This is a genomic window from Cetobacterium sp. NK01, assembly GCF_024506395.1.
In the GTDB taxonomy this organism is placed as follows: Bacteria; Fusobacteriota; Fusobacteriia; order Fusobacteriales; family Fusobacteriaceae; genus Cetobacterium_A; species Cetobacterium_A somerae_A.
Genome location: NZ_JANIBO010000002.1, coordinates 22,791 through 44,510, shown reverse-complemented (window position 1 = coordinate 44,510; position 21,720 = coordinate 22,791). Strand labels below are relative to the sequence as shown.

Below are 21,720 nucleotides of genomic sequence, written 5' to 3'. Positions count from 1 at the left end.
AAATGTTTACAACGATCTTTTTTTATGTTATATTGATGCAAATAAAAAAAATTTGGAGGTTATTTAAAATGTCTTTAAGAAAAGTTAGGGCTATGTTTTGGTTTATGTATTATTTTAAAACTAAGGTTTGTATCTAGAAATATAGATATAAGCCTGTTTGCATTAAAAAAATATAGGCTTATATCCCAACTAACTTTATTAAAGAATCTCTTATTTAAAGCTTTTGGGAAACCAAAAGCTTTTTTATTTTATCTAAATCTATTTTAACTGGGAGGAATTTTTATGGAAAAATCTATTTTAACAGAAGTTTATATGGACAACAACATTTGGGGCACTTTAAATAAAGAGATTGAAAAATATAATAAAATCTTAGTTATTCATGGAGAGAAATCTCTTTTATCAATAAAAACTGAATTTTTTAAAATTTTAGAGCATAAAAATTTCCACTTAGTTCACTATGGTAATGAATGTTGTCATAATATTATTAACTCAACTTTAGATAATTTAAAAAATAATACCTATGATCTAATACTTGGTATTGGAGGTGGAAAATCCATAGATGCTTCAAAAGTTATGATGGATAAATTAAATATCCCACTTTTTACAATTCCAACTATTGCTTCTACTTGTGCTGCTGTTTCTTATATCTCAGTAATGTATGAGGAAAATCATGTGTTTCAAGAGTTATACTTTTTAAAAAGACCTCCTCATAAAACATTTATAGATTTAAACACGCTAATTTTAGCTCCTAAAAAATATTTATGGGCTGGAATTGGAGATACATTGGCTAAATATTACGAAATGAATCTTAAAGCTCGTGGAAAAAGATTAAACTTTAATACTACTATGGGAGAAAAACTGAGTCATCTTTGTAAAGAAAGTATGTTAAATTACGGAGACCTTGCTTTGACAACACCTATAGTCGATGACAATTTCAAAGAGGTTGTTGGAGTAATTCTTGTTACAACAGGTATTGTTTCAAATCTTATTGATTTTAAATACAATGGAGCTCTTGCCCATGCTATTTTTGATGCTTTAACAAAAATTAAACGTGTTGAAGAGGAACATCTACACGGGGAAGTTGTAGCTTTTGGGATCTTAGTTCAATTAAGGCTCGAAAATAATTCCGAGGAGCTTAATAAACTTTTAAAATTCTATGAAAAAATCAATCTTCCAACTAGTCTTAAAGAGATTGTAATTAAAGATGAATATCTAGAAAAAAAAGATGAGATTATTGATAAAATTTTAAACTCTGTTGCAGGAAGTGAAATGCCACTTAATTTTACTAAAGAAAAATTTACAACTATTTTAGAAGGAGATTTATAGGGAGGGAAGTAAAATGAACGGATCAAAATTTTTAGCTAAGAGATTTCAAAATAAAGAGGAAACAACTTTTAAGTCAATTGATGAATCAGAAAAAAATAGTATTATAAATTTAGGGATTGGGGATTTAGATATACACACTGATGAACTGATTATTAATTCCGCTTTTCAAGATGCTTTAAATGGTCACACTCATTATACTGATCCATTGGGAGATTTAGAACTTCGAAAAGAGATTATAAAATATCATAAAACTGAATTTGAAAATTATCGTATTGACTTAGATGAAGTTATTGTGTTATCAGGAGCTTGTCATGGAATGTATTTGGCACTTCAAGCTACTTTAAATCCAGAGGATGAGGTTATTGTCATAGCTCCTTTTTTTCCAGTTTATGTAGATCAAATAAAAGAGGCCAAAGGAACTCCAGTTATTGTTCATACAACTATTGAAAATAATTATCAAATTATTAAAAATGATTTAGAAAAAGCTATAACAAATAAAACTAAGGGGATTATTATTAATACTCCTTCTAATCCCACAGGAGTTTGCTACTCTTTAGAAAGTTTAGAAATTGTTAGCCAACTGGCTAAAAAATATGATCTAATTGTTTATGCTGATGATATCTATGATTTCTACGATTACTCTGATAGTTTTATACCAATTTACACTTTAGATGGAATGAAAGATCGAACAATCTCTGTTTGTAGCTTTTCTAAAAATTTTGCTATGACTGGTTGGAGAGTTGGTTATAATGTTGCTCCAAAAGCTATTGTTGATACTATTCGAAAAATTAACGAAGTTATTGTCTACAGTGCTTCAGCTATATCTCAAAGAGCAGCTCTTGCAGCATTAAAAAATAGAAATCATATTAAAAATAGTATTGTTCCTCTTTACAGAGAAAGAGTTGAATATTGCTTAAATCGAATCAATAAAATCCATGGTTTAAAAGCCTTTGCTCCTCAAGGAGGAATATATATTTTTATAGATATTAGTGAAACTAATCTAAATTCTATTGAGTACTCAGACTATCTTTTTGAAACGCTCAAAGTTAAAGTTATTCCTGGTAAACCTTTTGGAGATGATAAGGCAATTAGAATAGCTTGCTCTAACTCTCTTGAAGTTTTAAAAGAAGCTTTTGATAGAATTGAAAAAAAGTTGTAGATCTCTCTACAACTTTTTTAAAAATGATTCTCCATTGTCAGGTAAATGTCTTTCAAAATATTCAGCTACACTTTGACCAATATCTGAAAGAGAACCTCTCTCTCCTATATCTATTCCATTTAAACCTTTTTTATAAATTAAAATTGGAACTTTTTCTCTTGTATGATTAGAATGACCAATATCTGGATCATTTCCATGATCTGCAGTAATTATTAATATATCATCTTCATCTAATAGATCTATAACCTTTTTTAAGTTTCTATCTACAACTTCAAGTTTCTCTCCATATTTAAAAGGATCCTCTTGGTGTCCAGCTAAATCTGTTTCCTGTATATTAGCACATATAAAAGCATTTTCATTAGATTTTATCTCTTCTATCAATAACTCCATAACCTTTGCACTATCTACACAAAATATAGATTTCCCTTTTGGATTTTCAACTATATCTGCAACTTTACCTATAAATACAGTTTTTGCAACTCCTTCTAAAATTTTAGGTAACTGTACTTCACTATCTATTCCATATCCCATGTGTTGAACTTGATAACCGTTTCTATAAACTCCAGATTTAGGAGCGTTTATTCCTCCAAAAAGTCCATCTCTACACTCATACGCATTTTTCAAATCTTCAATTGTCACATTTTTTCCACCAAAAGTTATAACTCTTGGAACTTTTACAACTCCTCTTACAATTTTTCCTATCTCTAATAGATTTTCATAACTTATAAAATCTAAAGCTCCAGTTATATTGTAAACTTGTCCTAAATCTGCCTCTAAATTATCACCTATAGTAGCACAATTATTCACTATTAAAACTTCTCTTGGAGAACCAAATCTCTCCACAGAGTATCCGTGATTTTTCAAAACTTTTTCCACCTCATCTATAGCTTCAGAAAAAGGTTCTGTTTTAGGTTTTTTAGGATAAGTTCCCATAAGTTCATGATGTCCATAGAAAGTATCACACCAAAAGTGCATAAGGTTTGCTCTTCCGTATACAGCATCTTTTGAAAACTTTACATTCCCAATCTCCATTTTAGCTGCATTAGCTATACCTAATCTTTCTAAATTAGGTATTTTTAAATTTGGATTATCTCTTAAAACACTTCTATATGTATTAGCTCCAATATCTTGGGGACGAACATCTTTTACATCATCCATCTCTCCAATACCAAAGCTATCTAAAACTAACACTACAAATCTTTTCATAATTTATATCTCTCTTCCTAAACTGTCATAAATACCTATAATTTGAGGTTCTTCATTTTTAATCCCTTCAACTAGTGCCACATTACTTCTTGTAACAAATATCTGAGTTCTAAAAGCTCCTACAACTGTTTGTCCAACTGGATTATTTCCTGATATTTCAAAATAATAATCTATACTCTCCATTGTTGGAGCTTCTACTGAACACCTTTTCATATCTTTAATATCTTTACCAACTAAAACGCTGCTCATTCCAGATCTTCTATAATGTCCACCTCCATAGCAGTAAGATTTATAATCTAAATTATGAGATATTTCAGAAACATATAAAATTGCTGGAATCTCTCCATGTAAATTTTTGCTATTAAAAGGTGTTGTTCCTGTTAAAGCATGTCCAGGTTCACCATGTGTTCCACCATATTTTTTTATACTTTCCATATTTTCTAAAGATGTAGCTGAAGGCATATTTAATTGTTTTACAAATATTCCCATCTCTTTTAATATTTTTTCAGCCTTTTTTATAGTTTCAATATTTTTAGTTCCCTCTATTATATTTTTGTCACAATTATATAAAAAGCATGGAAAAGATGTAAGTCCATTTAGTTTTACATTTTCTAATTTTAAAACCTCTTTAGCAACTGCCTCTATCTCATCTAAATAAAAGCCACCACTTTGACCTGAATAAATTTTACTATCTCTTTCTAAAACTCTTAGCATTATATCTTGGACTTTTCCATATCTTTTTGCAGCTTCATCAATCTCTTTTATTTTTTCTAAAGAGTAAACAGTTATAATTTCAGGATTGTGTCTTATTACTTTATCTACAAGAGCTGTTGGAATTTGAACTAGATGACCTACGTTTCCCAGTTTCACACCGTTGTCCATCATAACTAAAGCCTCTTTAAAATCAACAGTTACAATTCCAGCAAATCCTATCTCCACTAATTTTTTTGCTAAATATGGTACTCTTCCAAATTGTTTTGTCATTGCATAAAGTTTAATACCATTCTCTTCAGCTTTTTTACAAAGAGCCTTTCCATTTTCTAAAATAGCATCTACATCTAAAATATATGTATCTGGTAATATCTCTCCTCTTTGATGAAGTTTTATTGCTGCTTTTATTAATTGAGGATTTTTTTCCTGTACAATATCTAAAAACATACTACTTCACCTCTTTTGCCATTTTATAGCTCTCTTTTAATATTCTAACTATTGTTTCTACCCCAGCTCTATTTGGATTTATTCTAATCATTCTCTTTTCTAAAGTTGCATCTGCAGCTCTAAAAGTTCCTGATACTCTATAAAAAAGTGGAGAAAACTCATACTTTGATTCAGCTCCTACAGGATTTGGTAAAGCTCCTAACTTCTCAGCATAAACTAACATATCCTCTGCTATATTCTCTTTTAATTCTACAACAATTACTTTTGATTGGGCATTTACAAGATAAGCTCCTTTAATAAACTCTATTTCTCCACTATTAAATATAGTATGTAGTTTATCATTTACTTCTCCTTGGATAGCTAAAGAAACTGGTGCATAAACTAATCCTCTTAAAACATCAAGAGCCTCGTGCCCCTGTACTTGTCCACCACCAGAGTAATTACTTTTTACAATTTTTTCAATATACTCTCTTTTTCCAACTACACATCCAACTCCTTCAGGACCTAAAAGTTTAAATGTTGAAAATGCTGATAAATCAGCTCCTAGTTCACTTCCTATTTTATTAACTTTCATAACAGCATAGTTATCATCTGTAACAACTGGTATATCATACTTTTTTATCTCTTTAATAACCTCTTCAATATCGTATGAATCATCAATTTTTTGACGAGTATACTGTACTAAAGCTGCGTCAAAGTTGTTATTTTTTAATACCTCTTTTAAATCCTTTAAGTTATTAAAGTCAGCCTCTACCTTCTCTATTCCCATCATTTTAAAAGTCACATCTGTTGTAGGATAAACTGGTGCTTTATGAACTAATACTCTTCTCTCACTTTTTTCACCTAAGATACTATAAAGTCCCCATTTTATAGCAGCAGTTCCAGAACCTCTAACTAAAACTGCTTTTTCTGCACCAAAAAACTCTGCTATTACTTTTTCAGCTTTATCTGTAGTAAGTGGTTTATTTAAACCTTTTACAACTCCAAGATCCCCTCTTGTTAAAACCTCATGTCCTTGAAAATACTTTGTTATTATATCTATCATTTTAAATTGTTTTTCTTTTGCTATCTCTATTCCTATAGATTCCAATGGATATGTCTTCATTTATTTCTCCCCAATTCCTAATATTTTTTTTGGATTTTCCACTAACATCTTTTTTAAATCGCTCTCTTTTACTCCTGCCTCTATTAACATAGGCACAAACTTTTCAATTAAGTATGCATAACCGATCCCACCATTTATTTTCAGATGAGATCTTCTAGTTAAATCAACAGACATTATTAATCTATCACTCCATCCCTCTTCACAAAGTGTTTTTATAAATTCAACTCTTGTTTCATCAGGAAGATAACTGTTTTTACCAATAGTATCAAACTCTATATACACACCTCTTTCAAGAAGAGATTTTATATAAGGTAAATCATTTTTTAAAGCTGTATGACCTAAGATAACTTTGCTTAAATCTACTCCTAAACTCTCTAAAAAATCTAGTTGTTCATGTCCTAATTTTCCTAAACTTGTATGAGTTGTTATAAAAACTCCTGTTGCTTTTTGAGCAATTGCCGCTGCGTGAAAAACCTTTTTTTCAAGTTCAGTTATAATTTCAAATCCTGTTCCAATTTCTCCTATAAATTTTGCACATTTATTTCTTCCATCTATCCCTACTGTGATATCAGTTATCATCTTTTGAGCCAACTTTTCAACTGTTAACTCTTCAACCTCTTTTGGTAAAAAAGGTTCTTTATAATATCCTGTAGACATATATATATCTAATCCTGTTGCCTCTTCCATTCTCATAACATATTCTACATCTCTACCAATTCCAACATTACTCACATCTACAACTCTTGTCACTCCAAGCTCTTTTAATTTTAAAAACTCCTCTTTTGTAGCATCAAAGGTATCTAACTTACAATCTATATTATTTTTCTCCTTAGAGAGATCAATTGTTACATGTTCATGCATATATGTTATATCTTTAATCATTTCCCCTCCAAATTTTAAAATCTCTATTATCTATATTTTTTAATGGATAATTTAGAAAATACTCTCTATAAAGTTTTGGTCTTTTATCTTCACTAAGAATTTTAGCTATTTCTAATAATGATTTTAAATATCTTTTTCCTTCTGGTACAACTACAACTATGGCTGTTCCAATATCCTCAGTTGGAATAGTTATAGCAGAGCAGTTTAACATATTTAAAACTTTTAAAAATCCCTTATTTGAATCTCTCTGGATTTCATTAGCTTTTTCTCCCATAACTCCAAAGACAGAGTCTCCTAAACCTAGAACCTCTATATTTTTTTCAAGATATATAAACATTTTATATTTTTCAAAAATCTCTTTTAAAAACTCTAACATCTCCTCTCTTTCAAAATATTTTTTTCTATTTTCTAAAAGATCAATATTAAAATTTTTCTTTAATTTTTCACAATTTTCATAATTTAAATCCAATATACAAAACTCTTTTATACTCTCCTGAATCTCTGTTAAAAATATCTCACAAACTTTTTCCAATTCAGAAAAATCTTGAGTTATAACTCCAACTCCAGGAATAAAGTCTATAGAGTCTGTAGATTTTTTACTAGTTCTTCCTTTTATTCCAATTCCAGAAAGTAAAGCTGAATATAAATTTAATCCTATAGCAGGACCTAGAACAGATCCTCCTCCATCAGTTCCAACTCCAATAGTGTTTAGACCATATAAAACATTTATCGCTGTTCCGCTAGATGATCCAATCATAAGCTTTCCTGTAACAGGATTTAAAAGATTTAAATCAACTGCTCGTCCTCTATCTGTAGAAGTGTCAATTGTATTCCAAGAGTATCCTTTTTCCAAAAGACTTTCTATAAACTCATCACTTATTTCACTGGTATCTTTTATTCCAAAAGTTTTATAATTAGATTTTTCTCTAAATAGATCTAAAACTATATTTGGATTTTGTTTTTTTACACTCTTTCCTAAAAACTCCTTTACTCTTTGTACTCCAGAAAGAACTTTTAAATTCATCTTTCACCTCACTATAATTTAAGAGGAGTATAAACTCCTCTTAAACTTTATCTATGCACCATATAATCCTAAAACTGAGAATATATTTAATAAAATTCCAAAGAATATAGCTGCAACTGGTCCTACTGCCATATCCACAAGTGGTTTTTTAGCTGTTTTATTTAATATATAAACTCCAGCTACAAATAGATAACCAAGTCCAGGAGCCATTGCATCAGCTGCAATCATTCCACCAACAATAAGTGCCACTTCTAAAACTCTAGACATAGCTGTTCTAATCTGATCTCCACAACCTTTTACTCCTGGGAACTTATCTAAGAATTTAGCTATAGCTCCAAGAGCATATATTTCAATACATATAGCTGCTGCTCCTCCAATAAAAGCTACAAAAGGATTTCTTAAAAATATTCCAATTGCAAATACAAATGTCATACCTGCAGGAGCATAAACTCCTGTTGCTATAGCAGTTGTTGCAACTAATGGAACAAATCCAATGGCTCTAGCTAGTGCTGCAAGTCCAGCTTCTGATGTCTTTCCATCTGCTAAAAGATTTAAAGATATTGGATCTCCTGCTACTAAGTGTAAGCTTATAGCAGCAGATATTATTCCACCCATAAGTGCTAGACCTAAAATATTTTTCTTTATTCTTTCAACTCTAGCTGCAAATATATTTAATAACATTGCATTTGAACCTGGAGAACCTGCTGCTGCTTTTTCTCTCATGGCAAAAGCTATCATTATTACCATGGCAACAAGTAGGGCCATTCCATCTGGGTTTAATACTACTTTACTTCCATCAAACATAAAGGTACCATACTTTTGAATAATTTGTCTTACAACTATAGTTAATCCAAAAGTTGTTGCTCCTTTTTTTATTCCATATTGATAAGCTACAACTAATGCTGGGAATGCTGCAAAGGCAACTATAATTGGTGATCCTACCTTTCCAAGAGATGGTAAGAAGTTTACAGGTAACTTTGCAAAAAGTTCTACAACGATTTTTAAACCAAGAGTTATTAGTAATCCATAAAGTCCTCCAGCTATAGTTGATAGAACTGCTCCTTTTTTATCATAACTAAAAGATGTTCCAATTATATCTGTTCCTAAAAGAATACTGTGAATAAGAATTATATGTGTTGTCAGTGAAAATGGTATTCCAAATCCAACAACTAATCCAAAACTTAAAGCAAAACTTGTGGCTGCTAAAGATTTTCTATCCATTCTTCCCTCTAGGAATTCTGGAACAATTGGTCTTAATCCATCATTAAATATAGCTACTCCTCTGTTAGCTAAAAGTGCTGCTAAACCTCCTAATAAAACTGCAACTATATAGTTCATTTGAACCCTCCTATTTTAAAATCTCTGCTAAAATAACTGGTACAACTGCATCTATATGCTGAGCTGTAAATCCAAATGCTTTCTTTCCAGCTGCAATTTCAGCTTTTATCTCATCATCACTTTTTATATTTCCTGGCATAGAAACTGTAGCACAGTTATTTGCTCCTAGTAGTGCTATAGCCATAGCTAATGCTCCACCTCCACCTGTATTACAAGCTCCTAAATAGTAATCTGCCATATTTGTTTTTACATCCATAGCTGCTTCAATATCAGTTTTTACTGTTATAACTGCCTTATCTCCACAGATTTTTCTTACTGTGTCAGCTAATCTCTCTTTATCAATTTGTCCACCTACAACTATTCTTTTCATTAAAATCCACTCCCTCTTATTTTAAATTTTTTTCTTTTTTATTATCTTTCTAAAATTACACAGATATTTACAAGCATATATTTTTTTTCATCCTCTGGTAAAGTTACATCTAAAACCTCTGATAAATCATCATAAATAAGATTTGCTCTTTCAATATGCTCACTTTCTAAAGTCTCTTTAAATACCTCTTCATCTATTGTCTTAACTGGCTCATTATTTTTTACCCTCATTATAGCCATTGATAGATGAGTTACCATCATTGCCCCATTTTCCTCTGTAAGCTTGATATTATGTTTTTCATTAAACATCTCAATTACATTTAACATAGTATCCTTTGTGCAATCTGTTATAGCCCCTGAGCTATTTAATATCTCTAGTCTAGTTTGTAAATTCATCTTCCCTCCAAATTTTACTTAATCTATAAGTTTAAATTTTTCCTTATCGAAAAACTTTTTAAATATATTTTTTATAACCTCATTATCTTTTTTTATTACTATAACTGACTCTGTAGCTAAAAGATTTCCCTCATTCTCATTTAGCTCCTCTATTATAATTCCATGTTTTTCAAGATGAACCATCTTATCTAGAACATCATCATAATTCCAAATTGCTGCATCTATTTTTCCATCTATTAAATTTTCAATAACCTCTGAGTATTTAATATCTATGAATTTTATATTTTCATTTTTTTGAAAATTAAAATTTGTTAAAAAAATATGGTCGTTAGACTCTGGATCTTTTCCAACATTAACCACTTTCTCATTTTTTCTTTTTAAAATAACATGTTTCGTCACATAAGTTCTCGGTCCAAATTGCTCTATGATCTCTAAATTTAATCCTGATTCAATTGCATTTTGAGCCGCTAATTTTGAGACAACACCAAAATGATAGACACCCTCTTCAATAAGTTTTAATCTTACATATCCACCTCTCATATGAGAAAAATAAAGTGGAATAGGTATTTTTAAACTATTTGTTATACTATCCATTATCTTTTTGTATCTCTGAGAATATGTTATTGGCATAACACATAGAAGATAATCCATCTTTAATACGTGTAAAAGTTTTTTATAATCTATATTTTCAATAACAGTTCCGTATTTACCTTTTTTCTTTAGATCAATTACTTTTATATCTGTTAACTCCTTTAGAGCTTTTTGGATAGTTCCTAAAGATAACTCTAAATTCTCTGAATAATTTGTAATTGTGTCTAAATTGTCCTCTACATCTCTACCTAAAATATCTTTAGATAAACCTACTATAGCTTTTTGTAATTTTCCTGTTGTGTTGTTCATATTCTACCTCTTTTCTAATTTTCATTTTTTTGAAAATAAGATTTATGTACTTATTATAACCTATTTTTTTATAATGTCAACACTTTTATATATTTTAAAACAAAAATAGCAATTCTTATGAACTGCTATTTTTTATAATCTTTAATCTCTACCTTTTATCCAAATTGGACTTCCCCAAGCTTGATGTTCATCTTTTTGTGTAACTCTCACATAATAGAAATTTTCATTTTCTTTAACCTCTTTAGCAAAAGTAAAATCACAAGCTCTATTAGTAGATTCTTTTTCTATTATAACTTTATTATTACAAAGCACTTCAACCTTTAATTCATCTGTTCCTAAAACACTTATTTTAAATTCAACTTGGCTACCAACCTCTTTTTCAACAATTGTACCCATCTCGTAGTTATCAGCTTTAAAAGATAATAAAATTCCAGCTCCAGATGTTCCATAAGCAAAACGATCATACAGATTATCCCATACTGTTTCATTAGCTAATTTATCTACAAAAGATACAATTATTCCACCTTCTAAACCATGTTCCATCTGATGAGAATCACTTCCTGCAATAAATCCTAAATGATATCCTTTTGCCAAAGCGTCTTGTGCACTACAACGTTCAATCTGCATATTATTTTTAGTATATTTAGAGTAGTTACCATAATATTCAAATGGAGCATGTCTTGAAAAGATCTCTACCATCCTTTGTACACTATCATCATGGAAAGACCAATCAGTTGCTGCACTTACTAATTTCCAACTAGCTGCTGGATGGTGTGGAAAAGCCATCGCTTTATATTTTTTTATACTAGCAAATAGACGATCTGGCGTTAGACCACCCTCATCTCCTGAACGGAATAACTCCCCTTCAAAACCTCTATAGTATATATTTTTATGACCAAAATCATAACGATATTCATTTGGCGTCCACTCATAAGCTAACAGAGTTGCCATTTTCCCCTCTACATTAAATAGTCTTGAAGTTGTACGAATCCATTCCCACTCTGACTCACTTAACCAATATGGATAACAATCATGATCTGTTAATGCAGTAAAATCTAGATTCGCCCATACTTTTGCAATATTGAAAAATTGATCTATCTCTCCAACTCCATCAGACATTCCACTTTGACCATGAATATCTCCAAATATCGGGAATTTTTCTCCATATCCATTTTTAATCATCCACTCTTTAGTTTCATTTTCATTTATACGATCTAGTGATTTTTCTGCTGGAATTGGACGAGTAAATGGATCACTCACTTTTTCTGCCTCTGTATCAATATAGTTTTCAAACTCGTTAGATTTTAACCACGTATAGATAACTTGTGCATTTCTAATTGGTTTGTGTCCATTTTGATTTCCATACTGCCACACTAAATGAATTGTTCCCTCTTCATCTATAAAAGCTCTTTGGTTAGCTGCAAAACTATTCTCATCATAAGTGAAAACTACTGGTTCACTCCATTTATTTTTATAATCATAATGTCTCACATGTAATTTTGTTTTTCCCCAAGAGTAAGAAAAAACTACCTCTCCCTTAGAATTTTCTGCCACTGCAATATCTTCATACCAATCAATCCCTCTTCCAATACAATGAGGTTCCTCTACAACTAATTCATTGCTCTTTAAAAAAACCACCGAACTATTGTATGAAAAATCAGATCCATGATTAAAATCATACCAACACACTAAAACTTTATCTTTTAATGAAGCAACTAAAGGTTGAGCTGCCCAAGCAGTTTTTGATGTACTCACAACTTTTTCCTCAGACCATATTCCATCTCTATAAGCTCTTACTAAAACATCATAGTTTTTTCCATTGAAAGAATCATAAGCTACATATCCCGTTCCATCATCTGTCATAGTATAACTTGGTCTATAAACCTCTTTCGAAGATGAAACTACTTGAATATTTTCTACTCCACTTTCTCCAATTGTTCCCATTACAACTTCTGCAGAGTTACTATGTTGACGATTCCAAAGAAGAGACACCACTCCATTTTTAGAGTATAAATATGGATAGAAAAGAGCTTCTCCCTCCTCTGCACATTGGATCTCTCCATAAACTCCATTTTCATAACTTCTATAATAAATTCCCCATTTTTGATCTCTATTTTCTCCCCAAGCATACCAAACACGGTTTCCATCTGCTACACAAACAGGCTTTAGAGCTTCTCCCTCTCCTGATATTACAGTTCCTTTTGTAAACTCCTCTTTTTCTTGAGTTAAAACTCCAGCTACAATAACATCATGTCTATCTTTATACTCTTGATAACAAACATAACTTTTTCCATCTACAGTTTGAGTCATACATGGATATTTTCCACTAACTGCAACAATGTCTGTCACCTCTTTTGAATATTTTTGGTTTAATTCATTCATTTTATTCCTCCGTATTTTACTTTGTTATGCAACGTCTCTTCTTTTTTCTAGCTCTTTTGAAATCTCTTTCGTTTTCTCTGGAGTTATCTCATAAAAATATAGAACAACTACCACTAAAACAAAAAGTATTGCTGGTATAATAAAACGTAATGAAATAATCATTTTAAGAGAACTTTCAACTTGGTCTTTATTAGCTACAAATCCAGCTATTCCTAGTAAGAAACTTGATAAAAATCCACCAATAGCTATCCCACATTTTTGTACAAATGTAAATGTTGCAGTGAATAGTCCATTTGGTTGTACTCCATACTTCCACTCAGCATAATCTATACAATCTGGTATCATGGCCCAAGGTAATGCACTTGCTATTCCATACATAAAACCAAATAAAACCAATTGAGCAAGAAGTGCGTATATTGAAGTTACATTAGGATTTAATCCCAACAAAATTAAAGGAATTACACAAATAAGTGTTGAATACATAAATGCTTTTTTCTTTCCAAAAATACCTTCAACCTTTGGTAAGATCATCGATGCAAAAATACTTGCACCCATACTAACTGCCATAACTGTTGGAATCCAATTTTGTTTATTTAAAATATATTTAAAATAATACATATTTGCTGAATTTACAAGAGTATTTGCAAACATTGATAATCCAAAAGCTACTACAAGAACTAAAAGTGGTTTTGTTTTTAAAAGAACTTTAAAATCATTTTTTGATTTACTTTCTTTAGCTCTATTTTTTAACTCTTCTGTATTGCTAGAAACATCATGAGCCTTAGCTCCATCTGCTGCAATCCACACAAAAATAGTTGCTGCTATTCCAACAATTGCCCCAAAAGTTGCCCATCCTTTTTGTCCACCGCCAAACATATTTACCATAGGCAGTGCAAAAGTTGATATACATAATACCGCCACTTGACACATTACACTTTTCCAAGAGATAATAATTGTTCTCGTATGTGAGTCTTTCGAAATAACTGGCACTAATGCAAAATATGGTATAGATACAATTGTTATAGCTATTGAATAAAATATAAATACTCCGTAAGCGTATATAACTTTCATACTTTCTGGAATATTCGGTGTATAAAAAAGTAAAAATACAGCAAAACCTAGTACAGGTGCAAAAAATATCATCCAAGGTCTAAATTTTCCCCAACGAGATCTTGTTCTATCTGCTCCCATTCCCATAACAGGATCTGTTATAGCATCTACAATTCTTGAAACTAACATTATTCCAGCTACAGCAAAAGCTGTGATTCCAAAAATATCTGTTAAAAAAAAGTTTAAATATGACATAGTTAAATTTGTTGCAAGTGTTACCCCTAATCCGCCTAAAGAATACTTAAAAATATCCACCAGTATATTTTTATTTTTAGCCCTTCCCGCTTCAGGCTCCGACGAATACCTCGGAATATCTAATGATATCTCTCCACTTCTTAATTCCTTCATTTAATCCTCCCGTTGAATTTATAATATATTTTTTATTTTTTCTATCTGTAGATTATTTATAACTATGTTTCCTTTTTCTGTAACAATTAGTTCCTCTTCTTTTAACTCTCTCAATATACGATAAAAAGTTCTAGTACTTATTCCTATATTATCCATAATATAGTCATTTTTTAATTTAATAATTAATCTATCTTCCCCTTTGTGGTTATTTCTCCAGTAGTCATTTAACCAACATAAAAATTGTAATTTTGCATCATTAATTAGCATACTCTCTGCACGGCTTGATGTTAATGACATTTTCTTTAATAAATTTTTTATAATATATAATGACATCTCTCCATTTTTCTGAAGACATTCTATAAAATACTCTTTTTCTACATCTATTACAATACACTCTTCTGTCACATAATCTTCTGTTATATTTGCATTTTCTTTATCCAAAACTCTATCCATTCCAATCCATTCTGGAGCTTCATTTAAAGCTATTAGATTTCTTTTTCCTATCTTTAGTTCTCGATAATGAAAATATTTTCCAACTATTACATAATGTATATACTTTTGTGTTTTATCATACTGATGTATTTTTTCTCCTTCTTTTACAACTCTTATTTGCATGTGTTCATTAAGATGATTTTTTATTAATTTCAAATTAGGATTTGTTTTCCATTTCTCATCTTTTGTTATATAAATAATATTAAGTAAATCATTACATTTTTCCATATTTGACATTACTCCCCTTTTTTATGCCATATACTCTAAATATTTTTTATTTACATACTATATTAATTTTATTTAATACTAATATATTTCTATAAAAAATTCTATGTCATATAGCATGATTTCCTAAAATTTTATATTTTTCTTTAAAAATAAAAAAAGTCTTTTCTCTATTACAAGAAAAGACTTCAATAAATCAGATGAAAATATAAAAATATATTTCAAATATATGTGTGTCTCTTCTCATAGTGACCTATTTACGGTAGGTCGTAGAGACATTCATCCATATTATGAATATATATGAGAAAATTTTTATGTTATTTGTAAAACTTTAATCCAATTCCAAGTTTCACTATTTTTTATTTATAAACTTCACTGCATTTTCCCCAGCTACACGTCCAAATATTACAGACGCACTATATGCTGCACTTGTACTTGTTACCTCTCCAGCTGCAAAAAGCCCTTTTACTATCTCTCCATTGTTTTGAATAACCTCAGTTTTCTCGTTAGCTACAACTCCTCCTCTTGTCATATGAACAGCTGGCTCAACTAAAACTGCATAGAATGGTCCACTCATATCAAACTCTCTTTTTGCTTTAGCCTCTCTAAATGGATCTTTTACCTCTCCACGTACTCCTTTATTGTAATTTACTACTGTTTCTTTAAATGTTGCCACTGGTACTCCCATTTTCTCTGCTAACTCCTCTATTGAGTTCGCAACTAAATGGTATCCTTTTTTTGTATGTTTTTGTAAACGATAGCTCGAATCATATAACTTTTTATCAAATACATAGAACACTTTGGCTTCTGGTTGAGCTAACATCTTTTTAGCCATATCCATTCTTTCATCTTTAGTTATATGTTCCTTTGTAAATCTCTCTCCATTTATATTAACTAACATCATTCCATCACCATTAGGACCTGCTAAATCTCTTGTTGATCCTAAAATAAATGGAATCAGATTCATTACTTCTAAATTAGCTAATTGAATATTATTTTTTTCAAATACTGGAATTAAATCTCCCGTAGCACTAATTTGATTTGAGTGCTGTAATTTCTCTGTTCCTGGAGCATATTTTTCTAATAACTCTGGATTAGCTGAGAATCCACCTGTTGCAACTACCACAGCTTTTGCATTTATATCATAAAAATTATTTTTGTTTTGAACTTTTACCCCTGTTGCAACACCGTTATTTATAATTAAATCTAGACCTTTTGTTGAAGTACGAATATCTACTCCTAACTCTTTTGCTCTAGCTTCCATTTTATCCTGTATAACTTCACCAGCATACACATTCTTTTCAGCCATGTGCCCTCTTTTTCCATAATGGTAATTTAATTTAATTCCCATCTCTCTCAACCATTTATCTAAAACAAAGGCTCCTTCAGCTTGAGTTCTTGTACGCTCTGGTGTATCCATTGAATTTGTATTGTCCTTTATTAAACTTTCTACTGTATCATTCATTCCATTAGCTTTTTGAGCCTCTGAATTTATTAAATCATAGAAGTTCATATCAAACTTTCCATTACCACTTAGCATATCCATTTTTTCAATTAAAATTACATTTTTTAGTCCCTGCTCTTTTGCTGATATAGCTGCTGCTAATCCAGCTGGTCCTCCTCCTACAATTACAAGATCTGTAGATACAGGCTCTAAATAGGCAACTGGTAACTCAGGTCCTTTTGTTCTCGCTGTAATTCTTCCATAATCTTTTCCTAGTTGTTTATAAACATCATTTACTGCTCTTTTTATAGCTGTAGATGTATGTGTTGCTCCAGAAACACTATCTACTATTGGTGATTGAGCCTCTAAGATTCTCTCTTTTAGCATAGGAAACGCTCTTGTCATAACAGGAACTGTTTCATTGTGTGATACAATCTTTATATCTTTCACTTCTTGTCCTTCTGCTATAACCTCTAACTTTATTTCACCAGAATACCCATTGGCCTTTGTTAAAAAAGTACGTTCCTTTGATAGTGTTGCTTGACTTAAAACTAGTAATGATGCCGCTAGTAGTATGATTCTTTTGTTCATTTGTTGTTTGTCCCCCTGTGTGTGTTTTTCGATATATAATAACACTTTTTTCACATTAAAACAAGTTTTTAGTTCAGCAGCTGTAAAAATATTGTATCTATATATTTTATTCCTTCTTTACCCTTCATAAAACCTTAAACTTTTTCCACTAAAAACCATTCCTAGTTTTACTATTTTATTGATTCCTCTATCTCTCATTCCTGTTTCATACATTTTTTTATCTATTTGATCCAGCGCTACCTCTCCAGCTAAATCCATATCCTCTTCACTTGAACTCTTGGCCACCTTAAACTCAAATATATATCCATAACCATTTTTATCCTTTGGTTCTAAGGCTAAGTCATACCTTCCAAGTCCCTCTTCTCTATTTGATAATACATGAAAATATCTATCTAACCCTATTAGCATTCCTAAAACTAAATTATGATAAAACTTCTCCTGTTTATCTCCATCGTGGTAACTCATACTAGATCTAAACATTTTATTAATTTTTTCTTCCACAGAACTTATCCCTTTAACTTTTCCTGCTACCAAAGCTTTTTCCAAATCAGAAAAACTATTTTTACTATTTTTTCCAATTATATCTATAAATGTTAGTTTAAAATATTTTTTTACTTCATAGTTTGGTATTCGGATATAGTATTCATCTTCCCATTCTTCTGACATACCATCTATTGTTAAGTAACCTGCTGAAAACATTAAATACAGCACAGTACTATCGCTGTACTCTTCACCAAATATCATATAGTCATTTAATAATGTCGAGACTTTCTTTCCATTTAATAGATCATAAAATATATCATTGATTTTTTCATCACTTTTTTCTAGTATCTCCATTATTAGTTTATTCGCACTTGTATTCACCCAATAACTTTGTAATTTTCCAGTGTCACAATGATTTAGTATGCTCCATGGATTATACACTTTTTTAGTTCCAAAAAGATAACCGTTATACCAAAGTTTTGTGTCCTCTAAAGTTGTCTCAAGGTCATAATATTTCAGTGCCTCTTCCACTTCCCACTCTTCCATTCCAAAGTATAAATAGTCTTCGCTTAATATTGTACTTACTTTTAAGTTATTTAGTGTTGAAAATATAGATTCTTTTGCAACTCTTAGTATTCCTGTTATCACTGAAAAAGCTGTAACACCATCTTTTAGTGCGCTTCCATAAAATCCACCAATAAAATCTTTTATCTCTTCATAATATCCATGCTCATTTGCTTTTATCATTGGTGCATCGTATTCGTCTATTAATATCACCGGCTTTAAACCTGTATATCTATAATATAATTTCGCTAAATAGTCCAAAGACTTTTTATATCTTGCACTATCCTTTCTTTTCTGTATAGATTCATATTTCTCCAAATCAATTTCATCTAATATCTCTTTTAACTCTTTATGCTCTTCATATAAATTTACAATTATATCTTTAAACTCCTCTAAAAACTCTGAGTAATTTTCTCCCTCACAGTCTTTCAAAGTTAAATATATCACTGGATATTTTCCCTGCTCATGCATATATTCAGTACTCTCTATATTTAAATCTTTAAAAAGTTTTCTATTTTCTTCACCATTTTTTATATCTAAAAAGTATTTTAGTGTTGTCATGCTAAGTGTTTTACCAAAACGTCTAGGTCTTGTTATTAGTGTGGCCTCTGCTTTTTTCTCCAATATCTCTGCTATAAAGTTTGTTTTATCAACATAATAGTAGTTACCTTCTATTATTTTTTTAAAGTCAGTTACACCTATTGGCAATCTCTTTTTACTCACGACTTCCACCGTCCTTTTTCACATATATTTTTTCTTATATTATACCATACCTTATATTTTTAAACAAAAAAAGTAGTGCATTCACATTACTTTAATTTATAGATACATTTACAATATATTTTCAAACAATAATTCATGTAAAAAATTCAACTTTTCATGTTATAAAAAATAATTTTCTATGTTTTTACTTTATAATTATTTTACAAATATTTTGATTATTAAAATATTTGTAAAATGATATAGTGGAGGGATTTAAATGAAAAAATATCTATTTGTTATGTGTTTAGCATTTTGTGCAAACTCATATTCAGATGATATAGGAGCGGTTGAATTACAAACCTCTCATATAACAGATAACACTAGAAGTGGGGGTTCTATATTTAATGTTGTGGAATCTAAAAATACAACAATCATTACTCAGGAAAAGATACAAGAAAAAAAATATGAAAACGTTGAAGCTATACTAAGGGAAGCTCCTGGAGTTATCGTACAAAATACAGCTTTTGGCCCTAGAATAGACATGAGAGGAAGTGGAGAGAAATCTCTGAGTAGAGTTAAAGTTATGGTAGATGGTATCTCTATTAACCCAACAGAGGAATCAATGGCTAGTTTACCCATTAACTCTATCCCTGTTGAAAGTATAAAAAAAATTGAGATAATCCCAGGTGGTGGAGCAACTCTATATGGAAGTGGAACTGTTGGTGGAGTTATAAACATTTCTACAAACTCCAATGCCACAAAAAATAACTTCTTTATGGATCTAAATTACGGCTCGTTTGACGATAGAGATTTAGGATTTGCAGGTGGATACAACGTCACAAAAGATCTATATGTAAACTATGGATTTAACTATAGTAATAGCGAAGGGTATCGAGAGGATGAGGAAAAAGAAAACAAAATCTTCTTAGGAGGGTTTGATTATAAAATAAGTGATAAACATAAAATTCGTTATCAAGGTAGAAGAGGTAATGAAAAAGATAATGGAACAAATGAAGTTAGTAAAAAAATATTAGAAATAAACAGAAGAGCTCCTGGTTTAAACTTAGATGTAGATACAAAATCTGAAAGTAATGTTTTTGATTACGAATACAGAGCTACAGATAAACTACTCTTTGGAGCATCTTTTTTCAATCAAAAACAGGAAAGAGATATATCTACAGAAAGTGTCGATGACATACTAATAGAGTTATCTTCTAGAAAATACTCTGATGTGAGATCCTATTATAATTTTTATGATGTTAAATCTCTTATGAGTGCAAAGTTTAAAGAGGAAAAAAATGGAATTAAACTTAAGACTAAATATGAGTATGACAAAGGGGAGTTAATTTTAGGATATGATTATACAAAAGCCAATGTAAAAAGAGATTCTAATGTTACTTCTGAAATTTTAAAAACATATTATAACGAGTATGGAATGTATGTAGCTCTATCTCCAGAAGATCGAAAAGCTGTTACAAATAAAGTTAAAATCAACTTAACTAAAGAGTCCCACGGAATATATGCCTTTAATAAATATAATCTTACAAATAAACTTGATCTTACAACTGGAGTAAGAGGAGAGTACACAGAGTATACTGGAAGCAGAATTAATGGTCCTAATGAGATGCCATTAATTAATCCTAAAATTCAAACTATAGAAACTGATAGAAAAATGGAAAACTATGCTGGTGAGTTAGGACTTTTATATAAATATAGAGATACTGGAAATTTCTATACAAGATATGAACGAGGTTTTATAACTCCTTTTCCATCTCAATTAACAGATAAAATTCATGACAAAAAATTGGCTTCTGATAAAAGTGTAGGTTTCTTTGTTCCACCTAATGTTAATGTATCCTCTATATATGTGGATAATCATTTAAAAGCTGAAACTACAAATACTATAGAGTTAGGAGTTAGAGATTATATCTATGATTCATATGTTAGTTTAACTTTCTTTGCAACAGATACAGATAATGAGATTGTATTAATTCAATCTGGAGTTACTAATCCAGCTATAAAAAGATGGCAATATAAAAACATTGGAAAAACAAGAAGACTTGGTTTAGAAGCAGAAACAGAGCAATACTTAGGGAAGTTTACCTTTAATGAGTCTTTAACTTTTATAGATGCTAAAACTCTAAAAGGAAATGAAAAAGCTCAAATTAAAAAAGGAGATAAAGTTCCTTTAGTTCCAAAGGTAAAGCTTACATTAGGAACAAAGTATAGCTTAACAGATAATCTATCTTTAAACGGAACCTATACCTATATAAGTAGCAAAGAGGGAAGAGAGATGAGTGAAGAGGATAAAAGCTTTAGTTATAAAATTGATGGTTATGGTGTTTTAGATGTGGGAGTTACATATAAATTAGATGAGTATTCATCAGTTAGAGCTGGTATTAAAAACTTAGCTTCTACTAAATATAACTTGAGAGAAACAAGTATTGAAGCAGTTCCTGCACCAGAGAGAAACTACTATATAGGATTAAATGTTAAATTTTAAAGGAGAGATTAAA

General features: G+C 30.4%; 17 protein-coding genes and 1 riboswitch. Of the genes, 3 read left to right on the top strand and 14 right to left on the bottom strand.

What is annotated here, in order from left to right:
* Positions 1 to 282 precede the first annotated feature (282 nt).
* Together NON08_RS09415 and NON08_RS09410 are read left to right on the top strand one after the other, a co-directional pair.
* Entirely contained in the window at positions 283 to 1,326 is a 1,044-nt protein-coding gene (locus NON08_RS09415; RefSeq protein ID WP_256691286.1) for an iron-containing alcohol dehydrogenase family protein, read from the top strand.
* A 13-nt stretch (positions 1,327 to 1,339) separates the two neighbouring features.
* Positions 1,340 to 2,485 (top strand): aminotransferase class I/II-fold pyridoxal phosphate-dependent enzyme, encoded by a 1,146-nt coding sequence (locus NON08_RS09410; protein ID WP_256691285.1) that lies wholly within the window; start codon positions 1,340 to 1,342, stop codon positions 2,483 to 2,485.
* A gap of 6 nt (positions 2,486 to 2,491) precedes the next feature.
* On the opposite strand, the gene NON08_RS09405 is transcribed toward NON08_RS09410, so the two are convergent.
* The 14 genes from NON08_RS09405 to NON08_RS09340 form a co-directional block, all read right to left on the bottom strand.
* Complete coding sequence (locus NON08_RS09405; RefSeq protein ID WP_256691284.1) at positions 2,492 to 3,691, bottom strand: phosphopentomutase; 1,200 nt, start codon at positions 3,689 to 3,691, stop codon at positions 2,492 to 2,494.
* 3 nt (positions 3,692 to 3,694) lie between these two features.
* A complete protein-coding gene (locus NON08_RS09400; RefSeq protein ID WP_256691282.1) occupies positions 3,695 to 4,849 on the bottom strand; it encodes a YhfX family PLP-dependent enzyme in 1,155 nt (384 codons plus the stop codon).
* Position 4,850: 1 nt separating this feature from the next.
* Positions 4,851 to 5,954, bottom strand: coding sequence for an aminotransferase class V-fold PLP-dependent enzyme (locus NON08_RS09395; RefSeq protein ID WP_256691281.1), 1,104 nt, complete (start codon positions 5,952 to 5,954; stop codon positions 4,851 to 4,853).
* A complete protein-coding gene (locus NON08_RS09390; RefSeq protein WP_256691280.1) occupies positions 5,955 to 6,836 on the bottom strand; it encodes a phosphotriesterase in 882 nt (293 codons plus the stop codon). It lies immediately after the preceding gene.
* Positions 6,829 to 7,860, bottom strand: coding sequence for an amidase family protein (locus NON08_RS09385; protein ID WP_256691278.1), 1,032 nt, complete (start codon positions 7,858 to 7,860; stop codon positions 6,829 to 6,831). Before NON08_RS09385 ends, NON08_RS09390 begins: the two co-directional genes overlap by 8 nt.
* A gap of 51 nt (positions 7,861 to 7,911) precedes the next feature.
* A complete protein-coding gene (locus NON08_RS09380) occupies positions 7,912 to 9,198 on the bottom strand; it encodes a YhfT family protein (protein ID WP_256691277.1) in 1,287 nt (428 codons plus the stop codon).
* Positions 9,199 to 9,208: 10 nt separating this feature from the next.
* The gene (locus NON08_RS09375) at positions 9,209 to 9,568 is read right to left on the bottom strand and encodes a DUF2620 domain-containing protein (RefSeq protein WP_256691276.1); all 360 of its coding nucleotides are present in this window, start codon (positions 9,566 to 9,568) and stop codon (positions 9,209 to 9,211) included.
* A gap of 41 nt (positions 9,569 to 9,609) precedes the next feature.
* Positions 9,610 to 9,963, bottom strand: a complete 354-nt coding sequence (locus tag NON08_RS09370) for a PRD domain-containing protein (protein ID WP_256691275.1) — start codon at positions 9,961 to 9,963, stop codon at positions 9,610 to 9,612.
* Between the two features lie 18 nt (positions 9,964 to 9,981).
* On the bottom strand, positions 9,982 to 10,863 hold the full coding sequence (locus NON08_RS09365; RefSeq protein WP_256691274.1) for a YhfZ family protein: 882 nt from the start codon (positions 10,861 to 10,863) through the stop codon (positions 9,982 to 9,984).
* Positions 10,864 to 11,004: 141 nt separating this feature from the next.
* Complete coding sequence (locus NON08_RS09360) at positions 11,005 to 13,245, bottom strand: hypothetical protein (protein ID WP_256691273.1); 2,241 nt, start codon at positions 13,243 to 13,245, stop codon at positions 11,005 to 11,007.
* A 24-nt stretch (positions 13,246 to 13,269) separates the two neighbouring features.
* Positions 13,270 to 14,703 (bottom strand): MFS transporter, encoded by a 1,434-nt coding sequence (locus NON08_RS09355; protein ID WP_256691272.1) that lies wholly within the window; start codon positions 14,701 to 14,703, stop codon positions 13,270 to 13,272.
* 18 nt (positions 14,704 to 14,721) lie between these two features.
* Positions 14,722 to 15,423, bottom strand: a complete 702-nt coding sequence (locus NON08_RS09350) for a Crp/Fnr family transcriptional regulator (RefSeq protein WP_256691271.1) — start codon at positions 15,421 to 15,423, stop codon at positions 14,722 to 14,724.
* A 223-nt stretch (positions 15,424 to 15,646) separates the two neighbouring features.
* Positions 15,647 to 15,744, bottom strand: a riboswitch (purine riboswitch).
* Positions 15,745 to 15,772: 28 nt separating this feature from the next.
* Positions 15,773 to 17,455 (bottom strand): FAD-binding protein, encoded by a 1,683-nt coding sequence (locus tag NON08_RS09345; protein WP_256691269.1) that lies wholly within the window; start codon positions 17,453 to 17,455, stop codon positions 15,773 to 15,775.
* Between the two features lie 117 nt (positions 17,456 to 17,572).
* Positions 17,573 to 19,225, bottom strand: a complete 1,653-nt coding sequence (locus NON08_RS09340; RefSeq protein WP_256691268.1) for an AAA family ATPase — start codon at positions 19,223 to 19,225, stop codon at positions 17,573 to 17,575.
* A 256-nt stretch (positions 19,226 to 19,481) separates the two neighbouring features.
* Here NON08_RS09340 and NON08_RS09335 point away from each other — a divergent pair, with 256 nt between their 5' ends.
* Positions 19,482 to 21,707 carry a TonB-dependent receptor gene (locus tag NON08_RS09335; RefSeq protein ID WP_256691266.1) on the top strand — a complete coding sequence of 742 codons (2,226 nt, stop codon included), beginning with the start codon at positions 19,482 to 19,484 and terminating at the stop codon, positions 21,705 to 21,707.
* Positions 21,708 to 21,720 lie beyond the last annotated feature (13 nt).